Source organism: Mesorhizobium sp. BR1-1-16 (assembly GCF_020165495.1).
In the GTDB taxonomy this organism is placed as follows: domain Bacteria; phylum Pseudomonadota; class Alphaproteobacteria; order Rhizobiales; family Kaistiaceae; genus Kaistia.
Map to the genome: position 1 here is coordinate 206,940 of NZ_JAIUIE010000005.1, position 19,273 is coordinate 226,212.

20 protein-coding genes are annotated in these 19,273 nt (G+C 66.1%); 17 read left to right on the top strand and 3 right to left on the bottom strand.

The annotated features are described in order from the left end of the window. Positions 1-15: 15 nt before the first annotated feature. Both LB518_RS13530 and LB518_RS13535 read right to left on the bottom strand, forming a co-directional pair. A complete protein-coding gene (locus tag LB518_RS13530) occupies positions 16-1,155 on the bottom strand; it encodes a GNAT family N-acetyltransferase (RefSeq protein ID WP_224578039.1) in 1,140 nt (379 codons plus the stop codon). Further along, positions 1,152-2,585 carry a lipopolysaccharide biosynthesis protein gene (locus LB518_RS13535; RefSeq protein WP_224578040.1) on the bottom strand — a complete coding sequence of 478 codons (1,434 nt, stop codon included), beginning with the start codon at positions 2,583-2,585 and terminating at the stop codon, positions 1,152-1,154. The genes LB518_RS13530 and LB518_RS13535 overlap by 4 nt, the downstream gene beginning before the upstream one ends. Positions 2,586-2,736: 151 nt before the next feature. Between LB518_RS13535 and LB518_RS13540 the strand changes: the two genes are divergently transcribed. The 11 genes from LB518_RS13540 to LB518_RS13590 all read left to right on the top strand — a co-directional run bounded on the left by LB518_RS13540 (position 2,737) and on the right by LB518_RS13590 (position 11,161). Next, positions 2,737-2,994, top strand: coding sequence for a sulfurtransferase TusA family protein (locus LB518_RS13540; RefSeq protein ID WP_224578041.1), 258 nt, complete (start codon positions 2,737-2,739; stop codon positions 2,992-2,994). Positions 2,995-3,093: 99 nt separating this feature from the next. Continuing rightward, a complete protein-coding gene (locus LB518_RS13545; RefSeq protein WP_224578042.1) occupies positions 3,094-4,032 on the top strand; it encodes a Gfo/Idh/MocA family protein in 939 nt (312 codons plus the stop codon). A 61-nt stretch (positions 4,033-4,093) separates the two neighbouring features. Continuing rightward, positions 4,094-5,347, top strand: a complete 1,254-nt coding sequence (locus LB518_RS13550) for an extensin-like domain-containing protein (RefSeq protein ID WP_224578043.1) — start codon at positions 4,094-4,096, stop codon at positions 5,345-5,347. Between the two features lie 47 nt (positions 5,348-5,394). After that, complete coding sequence (locus tag LB518_RS13555; protein WP_224578044.1) at positions 5,395-6,240, top strand: SDR family oxidoreductase; 846 nt, start codon at positions 5,395-5,397, stop codon at positions 6,238-6,240. Between the two features lie 124 nt (positions 6,241-6,364). After that, positions 6,365-6,814 (top strand): TspO/MBR family protein, encoded by a 450-nt coding sequence (locus LB518_RS13560; RefSeq protein WP_224578045.1) that lies wholly within the window; start codon positions 6,365-6,367, stop codon positions 6,812-6,814. Between the two features lie 70 nt (positions 6,815-6,884). Further along, on the top strand, positions 6,885-7,076 hold the full coding sequence (locus LB518_RS13565) for a twin transmembrane helix small protein (protein ID WP_073052979.1): 192 nt from the start codon (positions 6,885-6,887) through the stop codon (positions 7,074-7,076). Positions 7,077-7,083: 7 nt separating this feature from the next. After that, a complete protein-coding gene (locus tag LB518_RS13570; RefSeq protein ID WP_224578046.1) occupies positions 7,084-7,656 on the top strand; it encodes a cob(I)yrinic acid a,c-diamide adenosyltransferase in 573 nt (190 codons plus the stop codon). Between the two features lie 22 nt (positions 7,657-7,678). Next, a complete protein-coding gene (locus tag LB518_RS13575; RefSeq protein WP_224578047.1) occupies positions 7,679-8,398 on the top strand; it encodes a rhomboid family intramembrane serine protease in 720 nt (239 codons plus the stop codon). Positions 8,399-8,495: 97 nt separating this feature from the next. Then, a complete protein-coding gene (locus LB518_RS13580; protein WP_224578048.1) occupies positions 8,496-9,245 on the top strand; it encodes an electron transfer flavoprotein subunit beta/FixA family protein in 750 nt (249 codons plus the stop codon). A gap of 1 nt (position 9,246) precedes the next feature. Continuing rightward, positions 9,247-10,185 (top strand): electron transfer flavoprotein subunit alpha/FixB family protein, encoded by a 939-nt coding sequence (locus tag LB518_RS13585; protein ID WP_224578049.1) that lies wholly within the window; start codon positions 9,247-9,249, stop codon positions 10,183-10,185. 94 nt (positions 10,186-10,279) lie between these two features. Continuing rightward, the gene (locus LB518_RS13590; protein WP_224578050.1) at positions 10,280-11,161 is read left to right on the top strand and encodes a 3-hydroxybutyryl-CoA dehydrogenase; all 882 of its coding nucleotides are present in this window, start codon (positions 10,280-10,282) and stop codon (positions 11,159-11,161) included. Between the two features lie 34 nt (positions 11,162-11,195). Here LB518_RS13590 and tlpA read toward each other — a convergent pair whose 3' ends face one another. After that, positions 11,196-11,855, bottom strand: a complete 660-nt coding sequence (tlpA, locus tag LB518_RS13595; protein WP_224578051.1) for a thiol:disulfide interchange protein TlpA — start codon at positions 11,853-11,855, stop codon at positions 11,196-11,198. A gap of 26 nt (positions 11,856-11,881) precedes the next feature. Between tlpA and argH the strand changes: the two genes are divergently transcribed. The 6 genes from argH (at position 11,882) to LB518_RS13625 (ending at position 19,269) form a co-directional block, all read left to right on the top strand. Continuing rightward, positions 11,882-13,282: an argininosuccinate lyase gene (gene argH / locus LB518_RS13600; protein ID WP_224578052.1), complete on the top strand. Its 1,401-nt coding sequence runs from the start codon at positions 11,882-11,884 to the stop codon at positions 13,280-13,282. Between the two features lie 96 nt (positions 13,283-13,378). After that, a complete protein-coding gene (gene lptM, locus LB518_RS13605) occupies positions 13,379-13,576 on the top strand; it encodes an LPS translocon maturation chaperone LptM (RefSeq protein WP_224578053.1) in 198 nt (65 codons plus the stop codon). Positions 13,577-13,617: 41 nt separating this feature from the next. Then, a complete protein-coding gene (gene lysA / locus LB518_RS13610) occupies positions 13,618-14,886 on the top strand; it encodes a diaminopimelate decarboxylase (protein ID WP_224578054.1) in 1,269 nt (422 codons plus the stop codon). 122 nt (positions 14,887-15,008) lie between these two features. Further along, a complete protein-coding gene (locus LB518_RS13615) occupies positions 15,009-16,208 on the top strand; it encodes an MFS transporter (protein ID WP_224578055.1) in 1,200 nt (399 codons plus the stop codon). 27 nt (positions 16,209-16,235) lie between these two features. Next, positions 16,236-16,619, top strand: a complete 384-nt coding sequence (locus LB518_RS13620; RefSeq protein ID WP_224578056.1) for a VOC family protein — start codon at positions 16,236-16,238, stop codon at positions 16,617-16,619. 91 nt (positions 16,620-16,710) lie between these two features. Then, positions 16,711-19,269: a TIGR02302 family protein gene (locus tag LB518_RS13625; RefSeq protein ID WP_224578057.1), complete on the top strand. Its 2,559-nt coding sequence runs from the start codon at positions 16,711-16,713 to the stop codon at positions 19,267-19,269. Positions 19,270-19,273: the final 4 nt, after the last annotated feature.

Below are 19,273 nucleotides of genomic sequence, written 5' to 3' on the forward strand. Positions count from 1 at the left end.
TTGCCTTCGCGATCGTCACGACCGCCGGATCAAGGCACGCAGTTCACTACGCGCCCTCAGCTCCGTTTCCGCAAGAAGGACGCCAAGCGCGAAGGCAGCCCCACCGCCACGTGGTCCTATGGTTAAAGTGCCGATCGCCTGACGGTCCGGCCACAGCCGATCGATCATCGGATGATCGGCGCTCGCCAGCGAATCGACGAGCCGCAGCGACGGATCGGCAGCGAACGCCCCCGAGGCCTCGAGCATGACCTGCACGCCGGGCGAGAAGCGCCCGAGGCTTTCGTCATGCGCGATCTTCCACGTCACCAGCGTGCCACCGCTGCGAAAAGACGCCAGCATCGCCGCCGGCCGATCTCCAACAGCAAGCGAATCGATCCGCATCTCGCCGGGTTCCGCCGCCGAGGCAACCGCCCGCACAAAGGCGAGCGCCTCGCTCTTCATCGCCAGAGCCGTGCCGCGCGCACCCTTCCAGCCGCTCTGCTCCAGCGCCAGGAAAGCCTCGAGCATCGGCTGCAGGTCCGGCCCGCCCGTCGTCGCGGAAAAGGCCAGCGGTCCGAGATCGCCGAGCCGCCGCAGCTGGCGGCCGAGTTCCTTGCGTGTCTTTGCCGACAACGCCGCGCGGACGCCACCAGCGAGCAAAGCGGGGCGGAGGACCGCCCGATGATGAGTGCCGAAGACGCGCACGGGCCGGCCAGAGCTTTCGGCATGCCGGCGGAGCGCCTGCGCGGCGACACCATCGAGTGGCAGGTCGGGGAATATCAGGATGCGCCGGCCGGGCCGGTCGCCATCCATTGCGGCAATGAGGTGTACGATCGCCGCATCAGGATCGGCCGGATCGATTAGCGGCGTTCCAAGCGGACCATAAAGATGGGTCCAGACGGAACGGGCCGGGATGAGACGACCGAACCGAATTGGCACCACCGGCGCCAGCGCAATGAGGCGGCCAGCGTCAGTTCTTGGCGCAACCAGGGTCACCGAAGCCGGAGCCAGAGTATGGAGCGCGGACTGAAGGACGGTCGGCGCGAAGAAGGGATTGGCGTCAGGCGACGTATTCGCAAGCGAGCGCCAGGCGGCCAGCAACTCGGCCGGAAGCGCTACCCGAACCGATCTCGCTGAGGGCGATACCCCGGCATTTGCCGCGCCGCGCGGGCTCACCGCGATTCTCCGTCTCGCACGGCGATCGACGATCCCGGCACCAGCACATGCAGGATCGAACAGCGCAGCCGCATCCTCCAGCGCACGGCCGCATAGACGGCGATCGATTCGACCGTCAGCGCCGTCGTCGTCGCGACCGCCGCGCCCTCAAGGCCAAAATGCGGAATCAGCGAATAGTTGAGTCCGAGATTGACGACGAAGGTCGCCGCATAGACCGCGGCGCAGATGCGTTGCTCACCCGCCATCGTGAGAATGCTCTCGGCGGGACCAATCGAGGCGCGGAACAGGAGGCCGATCGAAAAGATGAACAGGAGCCCGTAGCCGGCTGTAAAGCTCGGCCCGAAGAAGGACAGCAGCAATCGTCCTGCGACCAGCAGCACGATCACCGCGCCGACCGAGGGCCAGAAGGTCCAGTGCAGCGAATCCTTCACCACCGCTTCGAAGCGCACGCGGTCTCCCGCGGCATAGTATTGCGAGAAGCGGGGCATCAGCGCTGCGCGGACTGCAAAATAGACAAAATGCACCAGCGCGAGCGTCTTTACCGCCGCGAAATAGACGGCGACCTCTTCGGGAGGGCGCAGCTGGCCAACGATCAGAATGTCGACATTGGTCAAGAGGTTAAAGAAGCCTTCGACCAGGAAGATCGGCAGGGCGATGGTGATCCAGGTCAGCGATCGATACCGCCGGGCCCCGCCAGGTACCACGCGCGCGGTCCGACGTCGGATCGCCAGCATCTGCCAGAGGGCGGTCGCATAGGTCGCGACGATGGCAGTGGCTATCGCCGTCGTGGCGTCCGGTGCCGCGCCGAGCCAAATCGCCCCTCCTGTGAAGGCGATGATCAGGATCGGCCGAACAATGAATGTCGGCCAGAGCGCGAGATCCGGCCAGTTGAAGCCACGGGCGAGTCCATCCTGGATTTCGCCGATCGCTAGCATCGGAATGCAGATCGCAGCGAGATAGAGCGGAACCACGTAATAGCTCTCGACGCGATCGCCGAGCAGCCAGAGACCGAGGATGCCGAGGCCGGCGATAGCCGTGGAACTGGCCATGCCCTGCACGCGGCTGCCGACGATGATGCCCCGTAGCAGTTCGAGCTCGCGCTGTTCGCCATATTCGGGGATGAAGCGGACGATCGCTGTCTGGATGCCGAAGCAGGCGAGGCCGCCGATGATCACCGCGCCGACCCAGACGACGACATAGACGCCATAGTCGAAATCGCCCATCCAGCGGGCGAGCAGGACCTGACTGAGATAGGCAATGAAGGCGCTGACGATGCGCACGAGAAAGGTCGTGACGGCGATGCGCTGCGTGACCGCGCGCTCGTCCTTGCCGGCGATAAGCGCATCGATGCCGGTGGCCAGTTGCCGGAGCGGCTTTTTCACAGTGGACGGCGCCCAGCGCTCGACCAGGCCAGTGAAGGAAAGGCGCAAAGGGAACCGGCTCCTCGTCAACCATGGCCCACCCGCTCGGGATCGGCAGGCGCTGAAATCTCTACAATTTTCTGCTTTAAGAAAGCGTTGGCCGGCCGCTTTGCTGCGGGAGCGACGGGCAACGTCGCTAAGATAGCGTAAAGGAGAGGCTGTGCCAGACGAGATACCGCAGCTCGATGCGATCGGCCTTGCCTGTCCATTGCCGGTCCTCAGAGCGCGCAAGCGGCTTGCGGCGATGCGGCCGGGGGAGCGGCTCGCCGTGCTCGCCAGCGATCCCATGGCGGCGATCGACATCCCGCATCTTTGTCATCAGGACGGTCACGTCCTCCTGGAACGCAGCGATAGCGAGGTGAACGGTCTGCGCATCCTCCGTTTCGTCGTGGAGCGCGGCCCGAACCGCGTCGCCTGATCTCGACCCCCGAAGCTATTGCGCCTAGGTTCGGGCGGAAGCCGGCGCGGCCGGTCAGGACCAGGACAAGCGGACCGTCGCCGACGGTGCGGAGGGGATATGACAAGACGAAAGATCGCCATCATCGGGCTCGGGAAGATCGCGCAGGACCAGCACCTGCCGGTAGTCGACAAGAACCCGGCCTTTGAGCTGGTGGCGGTGACAAGCCAGCGCGGCATCACCCATCGCGGTTTGCCGACCTTCAAGACGCCAGCCGAGATGTACAAGGCGATTCCGGATATCGAGGCGGTCGCGATCTGCACACCGCCGGATGTGCGCCATGCCATCGCCATCGAGGCGCTCGACGCCGGCAAGGATGTGCTTCTCGAAAAGCCGACCGCCGCGACCCTTGCGGAAGCCGCCGATATCGAGGCGCATGCGCGAAAGCGGGGCCGCGTCATCTTCGCCACCTGGCATTCGCAGTATAATCCGGCGGTCGAAGAGGCGAAGTCGATCCTCGCCGGTGCGGGCGTCAAATCGCTCAAGATTTCCTGGCGCGAGGACGTCCGCAAATGGCATCCAGGCCAGGATTGGGTCTGGGAGCCCGGTGGCTTCGGCGTCTTCGATCCCGGCATCAATGCGCTGTCGATCTTCGTCAGGATCCTGCCCGTAACGCCCTTCATCAAAAGCGCCGAACTGACCTATCCGGCCAACCGGCAGACCCCGATCGGCGTCCAGATCGTCTTTTCAAGCACCGATCCGGATGCCCCGGCCCTTGCCGCCGATTTTGACTGGCGCGAGCAGGGCGACGAGAAGTGGCATATCGAGATCGAGTCCAAGGGCGGCCACAAGCTGCGGCTGTTCCGCGGCGGCGCTTCGCTCAGCGTCGACGGCCATGTCACCGTCGAGCAGCCGAGCGAGGAATATGAGCGGATCTATGAGCGCTTCGCCGAGCTGCTGCAGAGCAGGCAAAGCGACTTCGACATCACGCCCCTTCGCCTTGTCGGCGATGCGATGATGATCGGCAAGCGGCTGACCACCGAAGCGTTCGACTGGTAACAAGGCAACCGACACCGTCCTGCGCCGTTGGAGCTTGGCGAGCGGCGCAGGAGGATGGCCATTGCAGTGGAAAACAGGCGCGCAGGCCGCTGCGGCATCGGCGATGATGATGCTGTCCATATCCGCTTTCGCGCCGTTGCCCGCCATCGCGCTGACGCCGGGTGAATTGCTGCAAAAGATCATCCCGCGCAGCGACCAGCCGCAGCCGCACAAGCGCTCGCGCATGAAGGCGGCGCCAAAGCAGGCGCCTGCACCTGCAAAGCCGCCTCTGCCGGCGGCGAAGCCTGACACTGGCACAGCGAGCCCTCAGGCCGAGACGCCGGAGAAAGAGACGAAGCCGACGGCGCCGACGGTCCCACCGATTCCCGAGCCCTCTCCCGTGCCCGAGCCGGCGACAGCCTCTCCGCCGGCTGCCCACGATCAGAAACCGAGCTTTGAGCCGGAGGCGGCGTCGTCGCCGGAGCCAAGCCCGCCGAAGGCTAGGCCCGCCGCGCCGGCCGCCGAGCCGCCGGCATCGGCCGTCATGACTGTCGAGCCCACAATTGCGCCGACCCCGCCCTTGGGCGAGCCCATGCCGCCCGCGGGCACCGTCATTGCTCCCGCCGATGCGCTCGGCACGGTCATCCCACCCGTCCAGCCATCGATTCTGCCGCCGGCCGCGCCCTTGCCGGTAGCTCCCCCGGCAACAGAGCCCGCTGCGCCGCTGCCCGAGGAGAAGCCCGAGGCAGCTAACCAGGGTCCGCCGCGCCCGGAGCCGAACGTCGAAGAACTGGCCGCCTGCCGTGCCAGCCTCGCAAGCCTTGCCGTCGCGGCCGAAGCAGAGCCGCCTTTGGTCGAGGGCGAATGTGGCGCGCCCGATCCGTTCAAGGTGACAGGATTTCAGGCGAATGCGGTGACGCTCGCGCCGGCCGCGACGATCGACTGCGCCGCAACGACGGCCCTGACCCACTGGGTTCTTGAGGATGTTCAACCGGCGGCCAAGGCCGCCTTTGGCGCGCCGGTCACGAAGATCGCGGTTGCCGGGTCATACGGCTGTCGCGGCCGCAACAATGTTCCAGGCGCCCGCCTCTCCGAGCACGCCTTCATGAACGCGATCGACATCAGCGGCTTCACCATCGCCGGCCGTCTGATCACGGTCACGGAAACGGACGGTCAATCGGCCGAAGATGGCGCCTTCATTGCAACGGTCCGCAAAGCCGCCTGCGCACGCTTTACCACCGTGCTCGGCCCCGGTTCAGACCCCGAGCATGCGACGCATCTTCATCTCGATGTGCTGAAGCGTGGCCGGAACGGCGACTATCGGATCTGCGAGTGATGATGGGCGGCTTGGCGGCGATATCGCCGATCTTGTAACGTCCCGCAATGTCCGACGCCCGCCCTCGCCAACGTTCGATCCTCATCACCGGCGCCTCTTCCGGCATCGGCGAGCATGCCGCGATGACGCTGCAGGCGCGTGGCTGGCGCGTCTTCGGGACCGCCCGCAAGGATGACGATCTCGACCGGCTCCGTGTCGCCGGCATCGAGGCACATTTCCTCGACTATGCCGACGAGCCCTCGATCGAGCGCACTGCGGCGGCGGTCCTCGCGGCGACCGGCGGCCAACTCGATGCCCTGTTCAACAACGGCGCCTATGGCCAGGTCGGTGCGGTCGAAGACCTTACCACCGCAGTGCTCCGGCGGCAGTTCGAAGTGAACGTCTTCGGCTGGCATACTCTGACGCGGCTGGTGCTCCCGGCGATGCGGCGGGCCGGCTCTGGGCGGATCGTGCATTGCTCGTCCGTGCTTGGCATCGTCGCCGGCAAGTATCGCGGCGCCTATGTCGGCTCGAAATTCGCGCTGGAGGGACTCGCCGATTCGATGCGGATCGAGCTTGCCGACACCGGCATCCACGTCGTTCTGATCGAACCGGGACCGATCGCCACGCGCTTCACGCAGAATGCGCTCGCCAACTTTCATGCGACCGTCGACATCGCATCCTCCGTCCACCGCGCCGGCTATGAAGGCCAGCTCGCGCGGCTGACAGGTGGACGGAAGCCATCGCGCTTCAAGCTCGGACCGGAAGCCGTGACCGCGGCGCTGATCCATGCGCTTGAAAGCCCCCGACCACGCATCCGCTATCGCGTGACCACGCTGACCAAACTGGCAGCCCTCATGAAACGCCTCCTGCCGGCGCGTTGGCTTGATGCGCTCATCGGACGCAACTCCTGAGAGGAACGAACGCCGCAAACCGGCGTTCAGGTTGCTGGTTCTCTCAATTGGTGTCTTGATGACAACGAGCTTCCCCGGCGCGAGTCCGCCCAAATTGCGCGCGAGTCGATTTCCAATCATCAGTTTGATCGTCTGCCTGCTCGTCTGCTTCGCGGTGGCGGCGATCGGCTCGGCTGCGACGCTGCCGTCGATCCCTGGCTGGTATGAGGGGCTTGCCAAACCCGACTTCAATCCGCCCAACTGGCTGTTCGCTCCGGTCTGGACGATCCTCTATGCGATGATGGCTGTCGCGCTCTGGCGCGTGATCAACAGCGCCGATGGCAGCGCCCGCCGGCGGGCTGTCGGGATTTTTGCCGTTCAGCTCATTCTCAACGCCGCCTGGTCGGTGATCTTCTTCGGGCTGCAATCGATCACGGGCGGGCTCGTCATCATCGTGCTGCTCGACATCGCGATCTTCGCGACGATCGCACAGTTCGGCCGGATCGACCGGCTGGCCGGCTGGCTGCTGGTGCCCTATGTCATCTGGGTCAGCTTCGCCGCTCTGCTCAATCTCGCGATCTTCATCCTGAACTGACCGATTGGTAAGTCCGCGGCGGCGCAGCTAGAGTGGCGCGCGTTGCGCAGGCTGCAATTGGTCGGAGCTTATGAGCACCCTCTTCCACTTCCTTATTCCGATCGCCCTCGCAGCGGTCGTGATCGTGCTGTTGCTCGGTCTCTTCAACATGCTGCGTGGCGGATCACCCAATCGGTCGCAGCAATTGATGCGGCTGCGGGTTCTTCTGCAATTTGTGGCGCTCTGCATCATGATGCTCGCCCTTTATTTCTCCTCACGCTGAGGTCGCCATGGTCGCGCTCAACCGCATCTACACCCGCACCGGCGATGACGGCACCAGCGGCCTCGTCACCGGCGAGCGGAGACCGAAATCGGACCTGCTGTTCGAGTGCATCGGAACGGTGGACGAGGTGAATGCCGCCATCGGCGTCGTGCGCACAGAACTCGAGGCAGAGCCCACCGTCGATGCGATGCTCTCACGCATCCAGAACGACCTGTTCGATCTCGGCGCCGACCTCGCGACACCCGAGGAGAGCCTGAAGCCCGGACGTCCGGCCCTTCGCGTCAGTGACCGCGAAGTCGAGCGCCTCGAAGGGGAAATCGACGAACTGAACGAGGTGCTGGAGCCGCTGCGCTCCTTCGTCCTCCCCGGCGGATCGCGCGCCGCCGCAGCGCTGCATGTCGCGCGGACGGTCGCGCGGCGAGCCGAGCGGCTGGCCGTGGCTCTGGCGGCGAGGGAGCGCGTCAATCCGTCCGCACTGCGATACATTAACCGCCTGTCGGATTTTCTTTTCGTCGCGGCCCGATTCGTGAATGATCGGGGTACAGGCGATGTTCTCTGGGTGCCTGGCAAGAATCGCTGAGCTCTATCGCTGAAGGCGCCCGATGTTCGTTCCGCTGCACGACCAGAATCCGCTGCGCTACATCAAGTTTCCCTGGGCGACGCGCGGCATCGTCGTGCTCAACGTGCTGGTGTTCATGTTCTACCAGCGCGGTGGCAATGCCGACGCCGAAGCCGCGTCGGTCATGGCCTTCGGCCTCATTCCGTCGACGCTGATGGGCATCCATGTCCGCACGCCCGGCATCTTCCACGCGCCGGAATGGATGACCTTCATCACATCCAGCTTCCTGCACGGCGACATCTGGCATCTGGCCGGTAACATGCTGTTCCTCTGGGTCTTCGGCGACAATGTCGAGGACGCGATGGGGCACTGGCGCTTCATCCTGTTCTATTTCCTCTGCGCGATCGGCGGCGGCCTTGCCCATGTCGCCGTCGCACCCGGCTCCGACATGGCGCTGATCGGAGCCTCGGGCTCGGTGGCCGGCGTCATCGCCGCCTATTTCCTGCTGCATCCGCGCGTGAAGATCTGGATCCTGCTGCTGTTCCGTATTCCACTGCGGCTCCGGACCGTCTGGGTGCTCGGCTTCTGGATCCTGCTGCAGCTCTACAATTTCCTGTTCGGCCCGCCCGGCGAAATCTCTTGGGCAGCCCATCTCGGCGGCCTGACCACCGGCGCGGTGCTGATCCTGATGATGCGGCGCCATGGCGTGCCGCTGCTGGCGCGCGAAGAGCCCGAACTCATCACCGCCGAGCCCGTCGTCTGACGGCTGCCGCTGCGTTGACTCGCCGTTTTGCCGCCGATACCGTCCGCGGCCGTTGATAAGGGCAGCCTCGCCCCCCGAACGAGAGCGACATCCGACAATGAAGATTCTGGTGCCCGTCAAGCGGGTCGTCGACCGCAATGTAAAGGTTCGCGTCAAGGCGGATGGCAGCGGCATCGACCTCGCCAACGTCAAGATGGCGATGAACCCCTTCTGCGAAATCGCGGTTGAAGCGGCGCTACGCCTCAAGGAGGCCGGACAGGCGAACGAGGTCGTCGTCGTTTCCGTGGGCAGCGAGAAATCGGCCGAGACGCTGCGCACCGGCCTCGCAATGGGCGCGGATCGCGGCATCCTGATCAAGACCGACGCCGAACGTGTCGAACCGCTCGCTGTCGCCAAGCTGATCAAGGCGCTGATCGCGAGCGAGACGCCCGGCCTCGTCATTCTCGGCAAGCAGGCGATCGACGACGACAGCAACCAGACCGGCCAGATGCTAGCTGCGCTGCTTGGCTGGCCACAGGCGACCTTTGCCTCGAAGATCGAGCTTGGCAGTGACACGATCGAGGTGAGCCGCGAGGTCGATGGCGGCGCCGAGACGCTGAGTCTCGCCATGCCGGCCGTGGTCACCACGGATCTTCGCCTCAACGAACCCCGCTACGCCTCGCTGCCCAACATCATGAAGGCGAAGAAGAAGCCGCTCGACGAGACGACGCCGGAAGCGCTCGGCGTCGATATCGCCCCGCGCCTCGCCGTGCTGAAGACGGTCGAGCCGCCGCGCCGCGCCGGCGGTATCAGGGTCGCCTCGGCCGCCGAGCTCGTGGCTCGGCTCAAGGAAACGGGAGTGCTCTGAGATGACGACGCTGCTGATAGCCGAACATGACGGACAGAGCCTCAACCAGGCAACCGCCAAGGCGTTGACCGCCGCCCGCGCCCTCGGCGCGCCGGTCGATATTCTCGTGGCCGGCTCTGCCGTGCGTCCGATCGCCGAGGAAGCTGCGAAGCTTGAGGGCGTCGCCCGCGTACGCCTCGCCGATGATGCAACGCTCGCGCATGCGCTGGCCGAGCCGCTGTCGGAACTGGTCCTGTCACTCGCCGCGGATTATGACGCGATCGTCGCGCCTGCGACCGCAAATGGCAAGAATCTCCTGCCACGCGTCGCCGCGCTGCTCGACGTCATGCAGGTGTCCGAGGTCACGGCCGTCCTGGCGCCGGATACGTTCGAGCGTCCGATCTACGCCGGCAACGCGATCGAGACCGTTCAGTCGCGCGATCCGGTCCGCGTCCTCACCATCCGCACCGCCGCTTTCCCTCCGACCGAAACAGGCAGCGCCGCGGCACCGATCGAGACCGTCGGCGCCGCCCCGACCCCGCCGCGTTCCCATTTTGTCAGCGAGGCGCTGACGACATCGGAGCGTCCCGAGCTTGCCGGGGCGCGCGTCGTCGTCTCGGGCGGCCGGGCGCTTGGCTCAGCCGAGACCTTCGAGGCCGTCATCGCCCCGCTGGCCGACAGGCTGAAGGCCGCAATCGGTGCCTCGCGCGCTGCGGTCGATGCGGGTTATGCGGGAAATGACCTGCAGGTCGGCCAGACCGGCAAGGTCGTGGCGCCTGACCTTTACATCGCCGTCGGCATTTCCGGCGCGATCCAGCATCTGGCCGGCATGAAGGATTCGAAGGTCATCGTCGCCATCAACAAGGATGGCGAGGCACCGATCTTCCAGGTTGCCGATTATGGGCTGGTCGAGGATCTCTTCACGGCGGTTCCGGCCCTCGTCGCGGCGCTCGGCGACTGAGGCGATGCTGCGGTTTGGCTTAGACGGGGCGGATGCTTTGCTCTAAGCTTTCCGCGAGCCCAGAACTGCCGAAAAAGAGGCGTCCGCCAGGACCATGAACAACGCGATTTCGACCATCGGCGTCATCGGCGCCGGCCAGATGGGCAACGGCATCGCCCATGTCAGCGCGCTTGCCGGCTTCGAGGTCTATGTCCACGACATCGCGGAGGATCGGGTCCGCAAGGGCCTCGCCACGATCGACGGCAACCTCTCGCGCCAGGTCCATTCCGGCCGGATCAGCGAGGAAGACCGCAAGAGCGCGCTGGCCCGTGTCAAGCCGGCGGTGACGGTCGACGCGCTGGCCAGTTGCGACCTCGTCATCGAGGCAGCGACCGAAGACGAGGCGATCAAGAGGAAGATCTTCTCCGGCATCTGCCCGGCGCTTCGGCCCGACGCGATGCTGGCGACCAACACGTCCTCGATTTCGATCACCCGCCTCGCCTCGGCCACGGATCGGCCCGAGCGCTTCATCGGCATTCACTTCATGAATCCGGTGCCGGTGATGCAGCTCGTCGAGCTCATCCGTGGCATCGCAACGGAAGACGAGACCTTTACGGCCGCCAAGACCTTCGTCGCCAAGCTCGGCAAGACGGTGACCGTTTCCGAGGACTTTCCGGGCTTCATCGTCAACCGCATCCTGCTGCCGATGATCAACGAGGCAATCTACGTGCTCTATGAGGGCGTTGGCTCGGTCGAGGCTATCGACGCCGCGATGCGGCTCGGCGCCAACCATCCGATGGGGCCGCTGCAGCTCGCCGATTTCATAGGCCTCGATACCTGCCTGTCGATCATGCAGGTGCTCTATGAGGGCCTCGCCGATTCGAAATACCGGCCCTGCCCGCTGCTGGTAAAATATGTAGAGGCCGGCTGGCTCGGCCGCAAGACCAATCGCGGCTTCTACGACTATCGCGGCGAGCACCCCGTCCCGACGCGGTGAGGGCGCGTCGCCCCCGCGAGGGTGTCCTCGCCGCTCACACGCCTTTTCGTGCCGCCGTAATCAGAGCCTTGGCATCATCCGAGTCCCATTCGGCCGGGCCGGACATCACACCGAGCGCGCAGCCCTTGCCATCGACCAGCACGGTCGTCGGCAGGCCGACCGCCATCGCCTCGCTTTTGAGGCCGGAGAAGATCCGCGTCGTCGGATCGGCATAGAGCGGCAGTGCCTTGACGCCGATCTGTTCGAGAAAGGCCTTCGGCTTGCTGGGGTCCTGCGTGTCGATCGAAACGGGGACGACGGCGAAGTCGGGTCCGACTTCGCTCGCCGCGAGGCGGTCGAGGGCCGGCATTTCCTTGCGGCAGGGCACGCACCATGTCGCCCAGAGATTGAGGAGCACCGTCTTGCCACCAAAATCGGCAAGGCTCGCAGCAGTTCCGTCGCCCTTCTGGAAGGCGAGATGACTGAGCGAGACCGGACGATCGGCGACCTGGAAGCCCGCGACTTCGCCTTTTGCGAGCGGCTTCAGCAGCCCCGCGGCCTTGACGGCCGGCGAACAGTCGCCGCTTGCCAGCGCGCCAACATTGCCATCAGCGCCTCCCCTCACGTATACGACCGCCAATCCCGCAGCGATGCCAGCCACCGCCGCGAGCCCGATCACCAGGGGAAGGCGCATCCTGCCGCCTCTATCAGCCATTCCGGTTCTTTCCTGAGAGAGCGTTCATGAGCAATTCGATGTGGGGCGGCCGCTTCTCGCAGGGACCTTCCGCGATCATGGAAGAGATCAACGCGTCGATCGATTTCGACAAGAAGCTCTACCGCCAGGACATCGCCGGCTCGAAGGCCCATGCGATGATGCTCGCACGCCAGGGAATTATCGGCGCGGACGATGCCGAAAAGATCGTCGCCGGTCTAGACACGATCCTGCGAGAGATCGAGGACGGCAGCTTCACCTTTTCGCGGGCGCTCGAGGACATCCACCTCAATATCGAGTCGCGGCTGAAGGAACTGATCGGCGAGCCCGCCGGCCGGCTGCACACCGCCCGTTCGCGCAACGACCAGGTGGCGACCGACTTCAAGCTGTATGTCCGCGACTGGCTGGACGGCGTCGACGCGGCCCTCGCCGGCCTGCAATCGGCGCTCGCCGACAAGGCCTTTGCTCATGCCGGCCTCGCCATGCCGGGCTTTACGCATCTGCAGAGCGCACAGCCGGTGACTTTCGGCCATCATCTGCTCGCCTATGTCGAAATGCTGGCGCGCGATCGCGGCCGCTTCCGCGATGCCCGCGCGCGGCTGAATGAGAGCCCGCTTGGCGCTGCGGCGCTGGCTGGAACCTCGTTCCCGATCGACCGATTCGATACCGCCGCAGCGCTCGGCTTCGATCGCCCCACTGCCAATTCGCTCGATAGCGTCTCCGACCGCGACTTCGCCATCGAGGCGCTTTCGGTGGCGAGCCTCTGCGCGCTGCATCTCTCGCGCTTCGCCGAGGAGATCGTCATCTGGTCGTCAGCGCAGTTCCGCTTCATCCGCCTTTCGGATCGGTTCACAACCGGCTCCTCGATCATGCCGCAGAAGCGCAATCCCGATGCCGCCGAACTCGTGCGCGCCAAGACGGGCCGCATCATCGGCGCGCAGACGGCGCTGATGATCGTCATGAAGGGCCTGCCGCTCGCCTATCAGAAGGACATGCAGGAAGACAAGGAACAGGCCTTCGACGCTTTTGAAAGCCTGGAGCTTGCGATCGCCGCGACCGACGGGATGGTGCGCGACATGGAACCGGAAGCCGCGACGCTGAAGAAGGCAGCCGGATCCGGCTTTTCGACCGCGACCGACCTTGCCGACTGGCTGGTACGGGCGCTCGGCTTGCCTTTCCGCGAAGCTCACCACGTCACCGGACGCATTGTCGGCCTCGCCGCCAACCAGGGCGTCGAACTCGCCCGCCTGCCGCTCTCGGCCATGCAGGCGGTTCACTCCGCCATCGACGACCGCGTCTATTCCGTGCTCTCCGTCGACAAATCGGTCCGCAGCCGCACCAGCTATGGCGGCACCTCGCCAAAGAATGTCCGCGCGCAGGCGAAGCGCTGGCAGCGGGCGCTGGAGCGCGAGCAGCGCACGAAAAGTTAGGGGTGACGGCCGGCCGCGATCGTCTAAGATCGCCGCGCCCACCTGTCGGCACTCCCCGCCGATCGCGTTAGTTCGACACCGACCTGGAGCTGCCCCTTGGCCGCGCTGACCCGCCTGATCCTCATCGCCTCCGCGCTGGCGCTCGCCGGCTGCGGCGTCAAGGGCGCGCTCGAGCCGCCGCCGGGCGGTCTTCAGGCCAAACAGGCCGAGGAAGCGTCAAAAGCCGGGCAAAAGGTCGATACCTCCGTCCCGCTCGTGCCGGATCGCAAGCTCTGGATCGATCACCTGCTCTGACGCCGCGGTCGCGGCCCGAAGGCCCTTCGGGGTAGACATCCATGAACCATTTCGAATATCGCGACGGCGTCCTCTTCGCGGAGGACGTTCCGGTCGAGGCCATTGCGGCCGCAGTCGGCACGCCTTTCTATTGCTATTCGACGGCGACGCTGGTGCGCCACTATCGCGTCTTCCGCGATGCGCTCGCGGGGCTCGATACGCTGATCTGTTACGCCATGAAGGCGAACTCGAACCAGGCGGTGCTGAAGACGCTGATCCGTGAAGGCGCGGGCATGGATGTCGTCTCGGAAGGCGAACTGCGCCGGGCGCTGGCGGCCGGCTGCGAGCCGGCGAAGATCGTCTTTTCAGGCGTCGCCAAGACGGAACGCGAGATCGCCCTGGCGCTCGATGCCGGCATCCACGGCTTCAATGTCGAGAGCGAGCCCGAACTCGCCCGTATTTCTGAGATCGCAGTCGCCAAGGGCGCCACGGCACGCATCTCGATCCGCATCAACCCCGATGTGGACGCCAAGACGCATGCCAAGATCACGACCGGCAAGGCAGAGAACAAGTTCGGCATTCCCTGGCAGCGCGCCCGCGCCGTCTATGCCGAGGCGGCGCGCCTGCCCGGGCTCAAGGTCTCCGGCGTCGACATGCATATCGGCAGCCAGATCACCGACATGGCGCCCTTCGACGAGGCCTATGGCCTGCTCGCCGAACTGGTGATCCAGCTTCGCGAGGACGGCCACGCGATCGATCATGTCGACGGCGGTGGCGGCCTCGGCATTCCTTACAAGCTCGGCGATCCGCCGCCACCCGATCCCGCGGCTTTCGCGGCGATCGTCAAGAAGAGGCTCGGCAATCTCGGCGCGAAGATCCTGTTCGAACCTGGCCGCATGATCGTCGGCAATGCCGGCATCCTTGTCGCGAGCGTCGTCTATATCAAGGAAGGCTCGTCCAAGACCTTCGTCATCGTCGACGCCGGCATGAACGACCTCATCCGCCCGACCCTCTATGAGGCGCATCACGACATCCAGCCGGTGCGCCTGCCTGCTGCCGGCACGCCGGAGATCATCGCCGATGTCGTCGGCGGCGTCTGCGAGACCGGCGACTATCTGGCGCTCGACCGCACCATGGCGGCGCTCGCGCCGGGCGACCGGATCGCCGTCATGACGGCCGGTGCCTATGGCGCCGTGCAGGGCTCGACCTACAACACCCGCCCGCTCGCCGCCGAAGTGCTCGTCGATGGCGACCAGTTTGCCGTCATCCGGCCGCGCCAGAGCTATGACGCACTGATCGGCATGGATGTAGTCCCGGATTGGCTCGCCTGAGCCGGGCGGCTCGCTTCGGAAAAAAGTGCGGCGCCCTGTCGCGCGCGTAAGCTTCCATTCGTCTAGAGTATGGCGGCCATCGAGCCGCCGCCTCGGCGAAGCGGATCTCGGGAGCGGGCGCCATGACAGTTTCCTATCGTTGGACCATCGTTGGCCTCGGCGCGCTGATGGGATGCGTTGCCATCGGCGCCATGTTCTCGCTGGCGGTGTTCCTCGAGCCAATGGCCGTCGATACCGGCTGGTCGCGGGCCGGCATATCGAGCGCCATGACGCTCAATTTCCTCGTGATGGGCGTCGCGGGCTTTGGCTGGGGCGCCGCGAGCGATCGCTTCGGTCCGCGCATCGTCGTTCTTGCCGGCGCAGTCCTGCTCGGACTTGCCTTGGTGCTGGCAAGCCGAATGCATTCGCTCCTCGCCTTCCAGCTCACCTTCGGCGTCCTGGTCGGTATCTCGGCGAGCGCCTTCTTCGCGCCGATGATCTCGGCGGTCACCGGCTGGTTCGACACCAATCGCAGCCTCGCCGTCTCGCTGGTTTCGGCTGGCATGGGCATGGCGCCGATGACGATCTCGCCCTTCGCCCGCTGGCTGATCACCGATTATGACTGGCGCTTCGCCATGCTGGTCATCGGTATCGGCGCCTGGGTCCTGCTGCTGCCGGCGGCGCTCCTTGTTCGCCGGCCGCCAGCCGTTCCGATGCCGCAGAGCGGAGCCGGCCCGATGGCTGAGCCCGAGATGTCGGCGCGATCAGCGCTTCGCTCGCCGCAGTTCCTGGTGCTCGGGCTCACCTTCTTCGCCTGCTGCGCCGCGCACTCGGGACCGATCTTCCACATGGTCAGCTATGCCATCGTCTGCGGCGTAACGCCGATGGCAGCCGTGAGCATTTACAGCGTCGAGGGCCTGGCCGGGCTCGGCGGCCGCCTGCTGCTCGGCGTCCTCGCCGACCGCATCGGGGTCAAGCCCATCCTGATCGGCGGTCTGGCCGTCCAGGCGCTGGCGATCGCCGCCTATAGCGCCATCGGCGAACTTGGCCAGTTCTATGCGCTGGCGATCATTTTCGGCGCCGCCTATGGCGGGGTGATGCCGCTCTATGCCGTGCTGGCGCGCGACTATTTCGGCCAGCAGAATCTGGGCGCCGTGCTTGGCGCTGCCGGGCTGCTGTCCTCAATCGGCATGGCCCTCGGACCCGTGCTCGGCGGCTGGATCTACGACACGTTCGACGGCTATGCGTGGCTGTTCATCGGCTCCGCGATCGTCGGCCTCGGCGCGGTCGCCATCGCGCTTGCCTTCCCGCCCGTCGGGCAGAAGGCCCTCCAGCCTGCATAGGCTCGGCAATCGACAGGAGACGCAATAATGATCCCCAATGCGATCGAGGTAGTGACGCTGTTCGTCGACGACATCGCGGCCGCCAAACAGTTTTATTGTGATGTGTTCACGACGGAAATCCTCATGGAGGACGACCAGTCAGCGCTGCTCTCGTTCTCCGGCGCAATCGTCAATCTGCTGGCGGCCAGCAACGCGTCGACCCTCGTCGAGCCTCTGCCGGTCGCGCCTGCCAAGGCCGGAACCCGCGCGATGTTCACCGTCCGCGTGGACGATGTCCGGCAGACCTGCGCGAGGCTGACCGAGAAGGGCGTGACGATCCTGAACGGCCCGATCGACCGTCCCTGGGGTCGCCGCACTGCCGCCTTTGCCGATCCTTCAGGCCATGTCTGGGAAGTGGCCGAGGAGATTTGAACGGCGCGCGCCCTTCCCTTCGCCCTCGCATCGCCCCATCTCGCCTGCTAGACTTCCCTTCGGGCGGGCTTTGAGGACGAGTGGAGCGGCCATGACCGAGCCTGCCGGCGACAGGCCCATCATCGACGTCGACGCGGCCAACCAGCAGGGGATTGCCGAGGCAGCGGCGCGGCAGCGCATCGCCGACGCCACGCGGCGCGCCCGCTATGCGCTTGCCTTCGAAACGATCTGGCCAAAGATCGTTCCGCTGCTGACGCTCGCCGGGGTTTTTCTCGTCGCCTCCTGGCTCGGCCTCTGGTCCCTGCTGCCCGATATCGTACGCTTCGGGCTTCTCGGGCTGTTCGCAACTGTCGCGCTGTTCCTGCTCGTCCCGCTCTTGCGGGTCCGCTGGCCGAGCCGCGATGCGGCGATGAACCGTGTCGTGCGGGAGAGCGGCACGCCGCACAGGCCCGCCGCGGCCTTTGCCGACGAACTCGCGCTGCCGACCGAGGATCCGCTGACGCTGGCGCTCTGGCGCGCCCATCGAACGCGCCTGCTTCAGGGTCTCGGACGCCTCAAAGCGGGCTGGCCGTCGCCCGGTATGAATGCGCGCGATCCCTATGCGCTGCGCTATATCGTGCCGCTTTTGCTCGTCGTCGCGTTCATGGCAGCCGGCGCCGACAGGGAGACGCTGATCGCCGATGCGCTACGAGCGGGCGTCACCGCGCCGGCCGAGGCCGCGCCGCGGATCGACGCCTGGGTGACACCGCCGGCCTATACCGCGCGGCCGCCGATCTTCCTGACCGGGGAAGCGGCCCGCCTTGCTGCGATCGACGGGCCGATCACCGTTCCCGAGGGCTCGATCGTCACGATCCGCATGCCTGAAGACGGCACCATGGCCGTCAATGCCGCCACCCTGGACGGCAAGCCCGTGCCGCTGGAGCTGACGCGCACCGAGAGACCGGCATCCACGACGACGGCAGCGCCCGGCCAGACGGTTCAGGGCGAGCGGCGCTTTGCCCTTTCCGAGCCCGGAACCGTCGAGATCGTGCGGAGCGGCACCGCGCTGGCGCGCTGGCAGTTCGCCGTCACGCCGGACAAGCCGCCGACCATCAAGCTGACGCGCGAACCCGGCGCCACAGCCAGCGGCGCGCTCTCGCTCGCCTATGAAGTGTCGGACGATTACGGTGTCGCCTCGGCCAAGGCCGAGATCACCAGCGCCGAGCCGCCGCCAGCAGGCGACGCAGCGCGGCCCCTCGTGGCAGCCCCCGAAGTTCCCCTCGGCCTGCCGCGCCTCAGGATGCGCGAGGGCGCCGGCGAAACGATCCGCGACCTGTCTTCGCATCCCTGGGCCGGCGCCAAGGTGCGCATGGCGCTCGTCGCCACCGACGAAATCGGCCAGACCGGACGCAGCGCGCCGGTCACCTTCGTTCTGCCGGCCCGCAATTTCTCGAATCCGCTGGCGCGCGCCGTGGTCGAGCAGCGGCGGATCCTGGCACTCGACGCCGGCAAGGCAGGCTATGTCGCCAGCGCGCTCGACGCGATCACGCTCGACCCGACCAAGTTCAAGGATGATGGTGTCTATCTCTCGCTGCGCGCGGCCTATCACCGGCTGACCGGCGCGCGCGACGACGAGGACCTCGTCTCGGTCGTCGATTTCCTGTGGCAGATCGCACTCGGTATCGAGGATGGAGACCTCTCGCTGGCGGCGCAGGATCTGCGCGCCGCACAGGAGCGGCTGAAGAACGCCATCGAGAACAACGCCAGCGATCCCGAGATCGACAAGGCGATGCAGGACCTGCGCGAGGCGATGAACCGCTATCTGGAGGCGCTTGCCCGCAACGCCCAGCAGAACCCCCAGAACGGCCGCCAGCAGCCGAACCAGAATGCGCAGACGCTGACGCCTCAGGATCTCAAGAAGCTGATGGACAAGATCGAGAATCTCGCGAAATCAGGTTCGCGCGAGGCGGCGCAGCAGATGCTGTCCGAACTGCAGCAGATGATGGAGAATCTCGAGGCCGGCCGCTCGCAGCAGGCCGGCAAGAGCGGCCCGATGGATCAGGCGCTCGACAAGCTCGGCGACATGATCCGCCGTCAGCAGGAGCTGATGGACAAGACCTTCAAGCTCGATCCGGATACCGATGGCAGCGGCGCAGAACAGCAGCCGATGACGCCCGAGGAGCGCCAGCAGGCGCTCGACGCCCTGCGCCAGGGTCAGCAGGATCTCGCCAAGGCGCTCGAGCAGCTGCAGAAGGACATGCAGGGACAGGGCATGCAGGGCGACGGCAAGCTCGGCCAGGCAGGCCGCGCGATGGACGGCGCAGCGCAGCAGCTGGGCGAAGGCCAGCCGGGCGCGGCGGTCGGCCGCCAGGGCCAGGCCCTGCAGGCGCTGCGCGACGGCGCGCGCGGCCTTGCCGAGCAGATGGCGCGCCAGAACGGGACCGGCACGCGCCAGGGCGCCAATGGTAACCCGTCCGGGCAGGATCCGCTTGGCCGCGAGCGCGAGCGGCAGGGCCGCAACACCGATCTCGGCTCGTCCGTGAAGGTTCCCGACGCGATCGATACCCAGCGAGCTCGCGAGATCCTCGACACGATCCGCAAGCGCCTCGGGGACGCTGCCCGGCCGCTGTTCGAGCGCGACTATCTCGAACGGCTGCTACAGCGCTACTGAGCGG

What these genes read in the sequence shown, in the direction of transcription:
- LB518_RS13545 (WP_224578042.1), top strand. Translation starts at nt 3,094, where the DNA reads ATGACAAGACGAAAGATCGCCATCATCGGGCTCGGGAAGATCGCGCAG.
- LB518_RS13555 (WP_224578044.1), top strand. Translation starts at nt 5,395, where the DNA reads ATGTCCGACGCCCGCCCTCGCCAACGTTCGATCCTCATCACCGGCGCC.
- LB518_RS13565 (WP_073052979.1), top strand. Translation starts at nt 6,885, where the DNA reads ATGAGCACCCTCTTCCACTTCCTTATTCCGATCGCCCTCGCAGCGGTC.
- LB518_RS13570 (WP_224578046.1), top strand. Translation starts at nt 7,084, where the DNA reads ATGGTCGCGCTCAACCGCATCTACACCCGCACCGGCGATGACGGCACC.
- LB518_RS13575 (WP_224578047.1), top strand. Translation starts at nt 7,679, where the DNA reads ATGTTCGTTCCGCTGCACGACCAGAATCCGCTGCGCTACATCAAGTTT.
- LB518_RS13580 (WP_224578048.1), top strand. Translation starts at nt 8,496, where the DNA reads ATGAAGATTCTGGTGCCCGTCAAGCGGGTCGTCGACCGCAATGTAAAG.
- LB518_RS13585 (WP_224578049.1), top strand. Translation starts at nt 9,247, where the DNA reads ATGACGACGCTGCTGATAGCCGAACATGACGGACAGAGCCTCAACCAG.
- LB518_RS13590 (WP_224578050.1), top strand. Translation starts at nt 10,280, where the DNA reads ATGAACAACGCGATTTCGACCATCGGCGTCATCGGCGCCGGCCAGATG.
- tlpA (WP_224578051.1), bottom strand. Translation starts at nt 11,855, where the DNA reads ATGGCTGATAGAGGCGGCAGGATGCGCCTTCCCCTGGTGATCGGGCTC.
- argH (WP_224578052.1), top strand. Translation starts at nt 11,882, where the DNA reads ATGAGCAATTCGATGTGGGGCGGCCGCTTCTCGCAGGGACCTTCCGCG.
- lysA (WP_224578054.1), top strand. Translation starts at nt 13,618, where the DNA reads ATGAACCATTTCGAATATCGCGACGGCGTCCTCTTCGCGGAGGACGTT.
- LB518_RS13615 (WP_224578055.1), top strand. Translation starts at nt 15,009, where the DNA reads ATGACAGTTTCCTATCGTTGGACCATCGTTGGCCTCGGCGCGCTGATG.
- LB518_RS13620 (WP_224578056.1), top strand. Translation starts at nt 16,236, where the DNA reads ATGATCCCCAATGCGATCGAGGTAGTGACGCTGTTCGTCGACGACATC.
- LB518_RS13625 (WP_224578057.1), top strand. Translation starts at nt 16,711, where the DNA reads ATGACCGAGCCTGCCGGCGACAGGCCCATCATCGACGTCGACGCGGCC.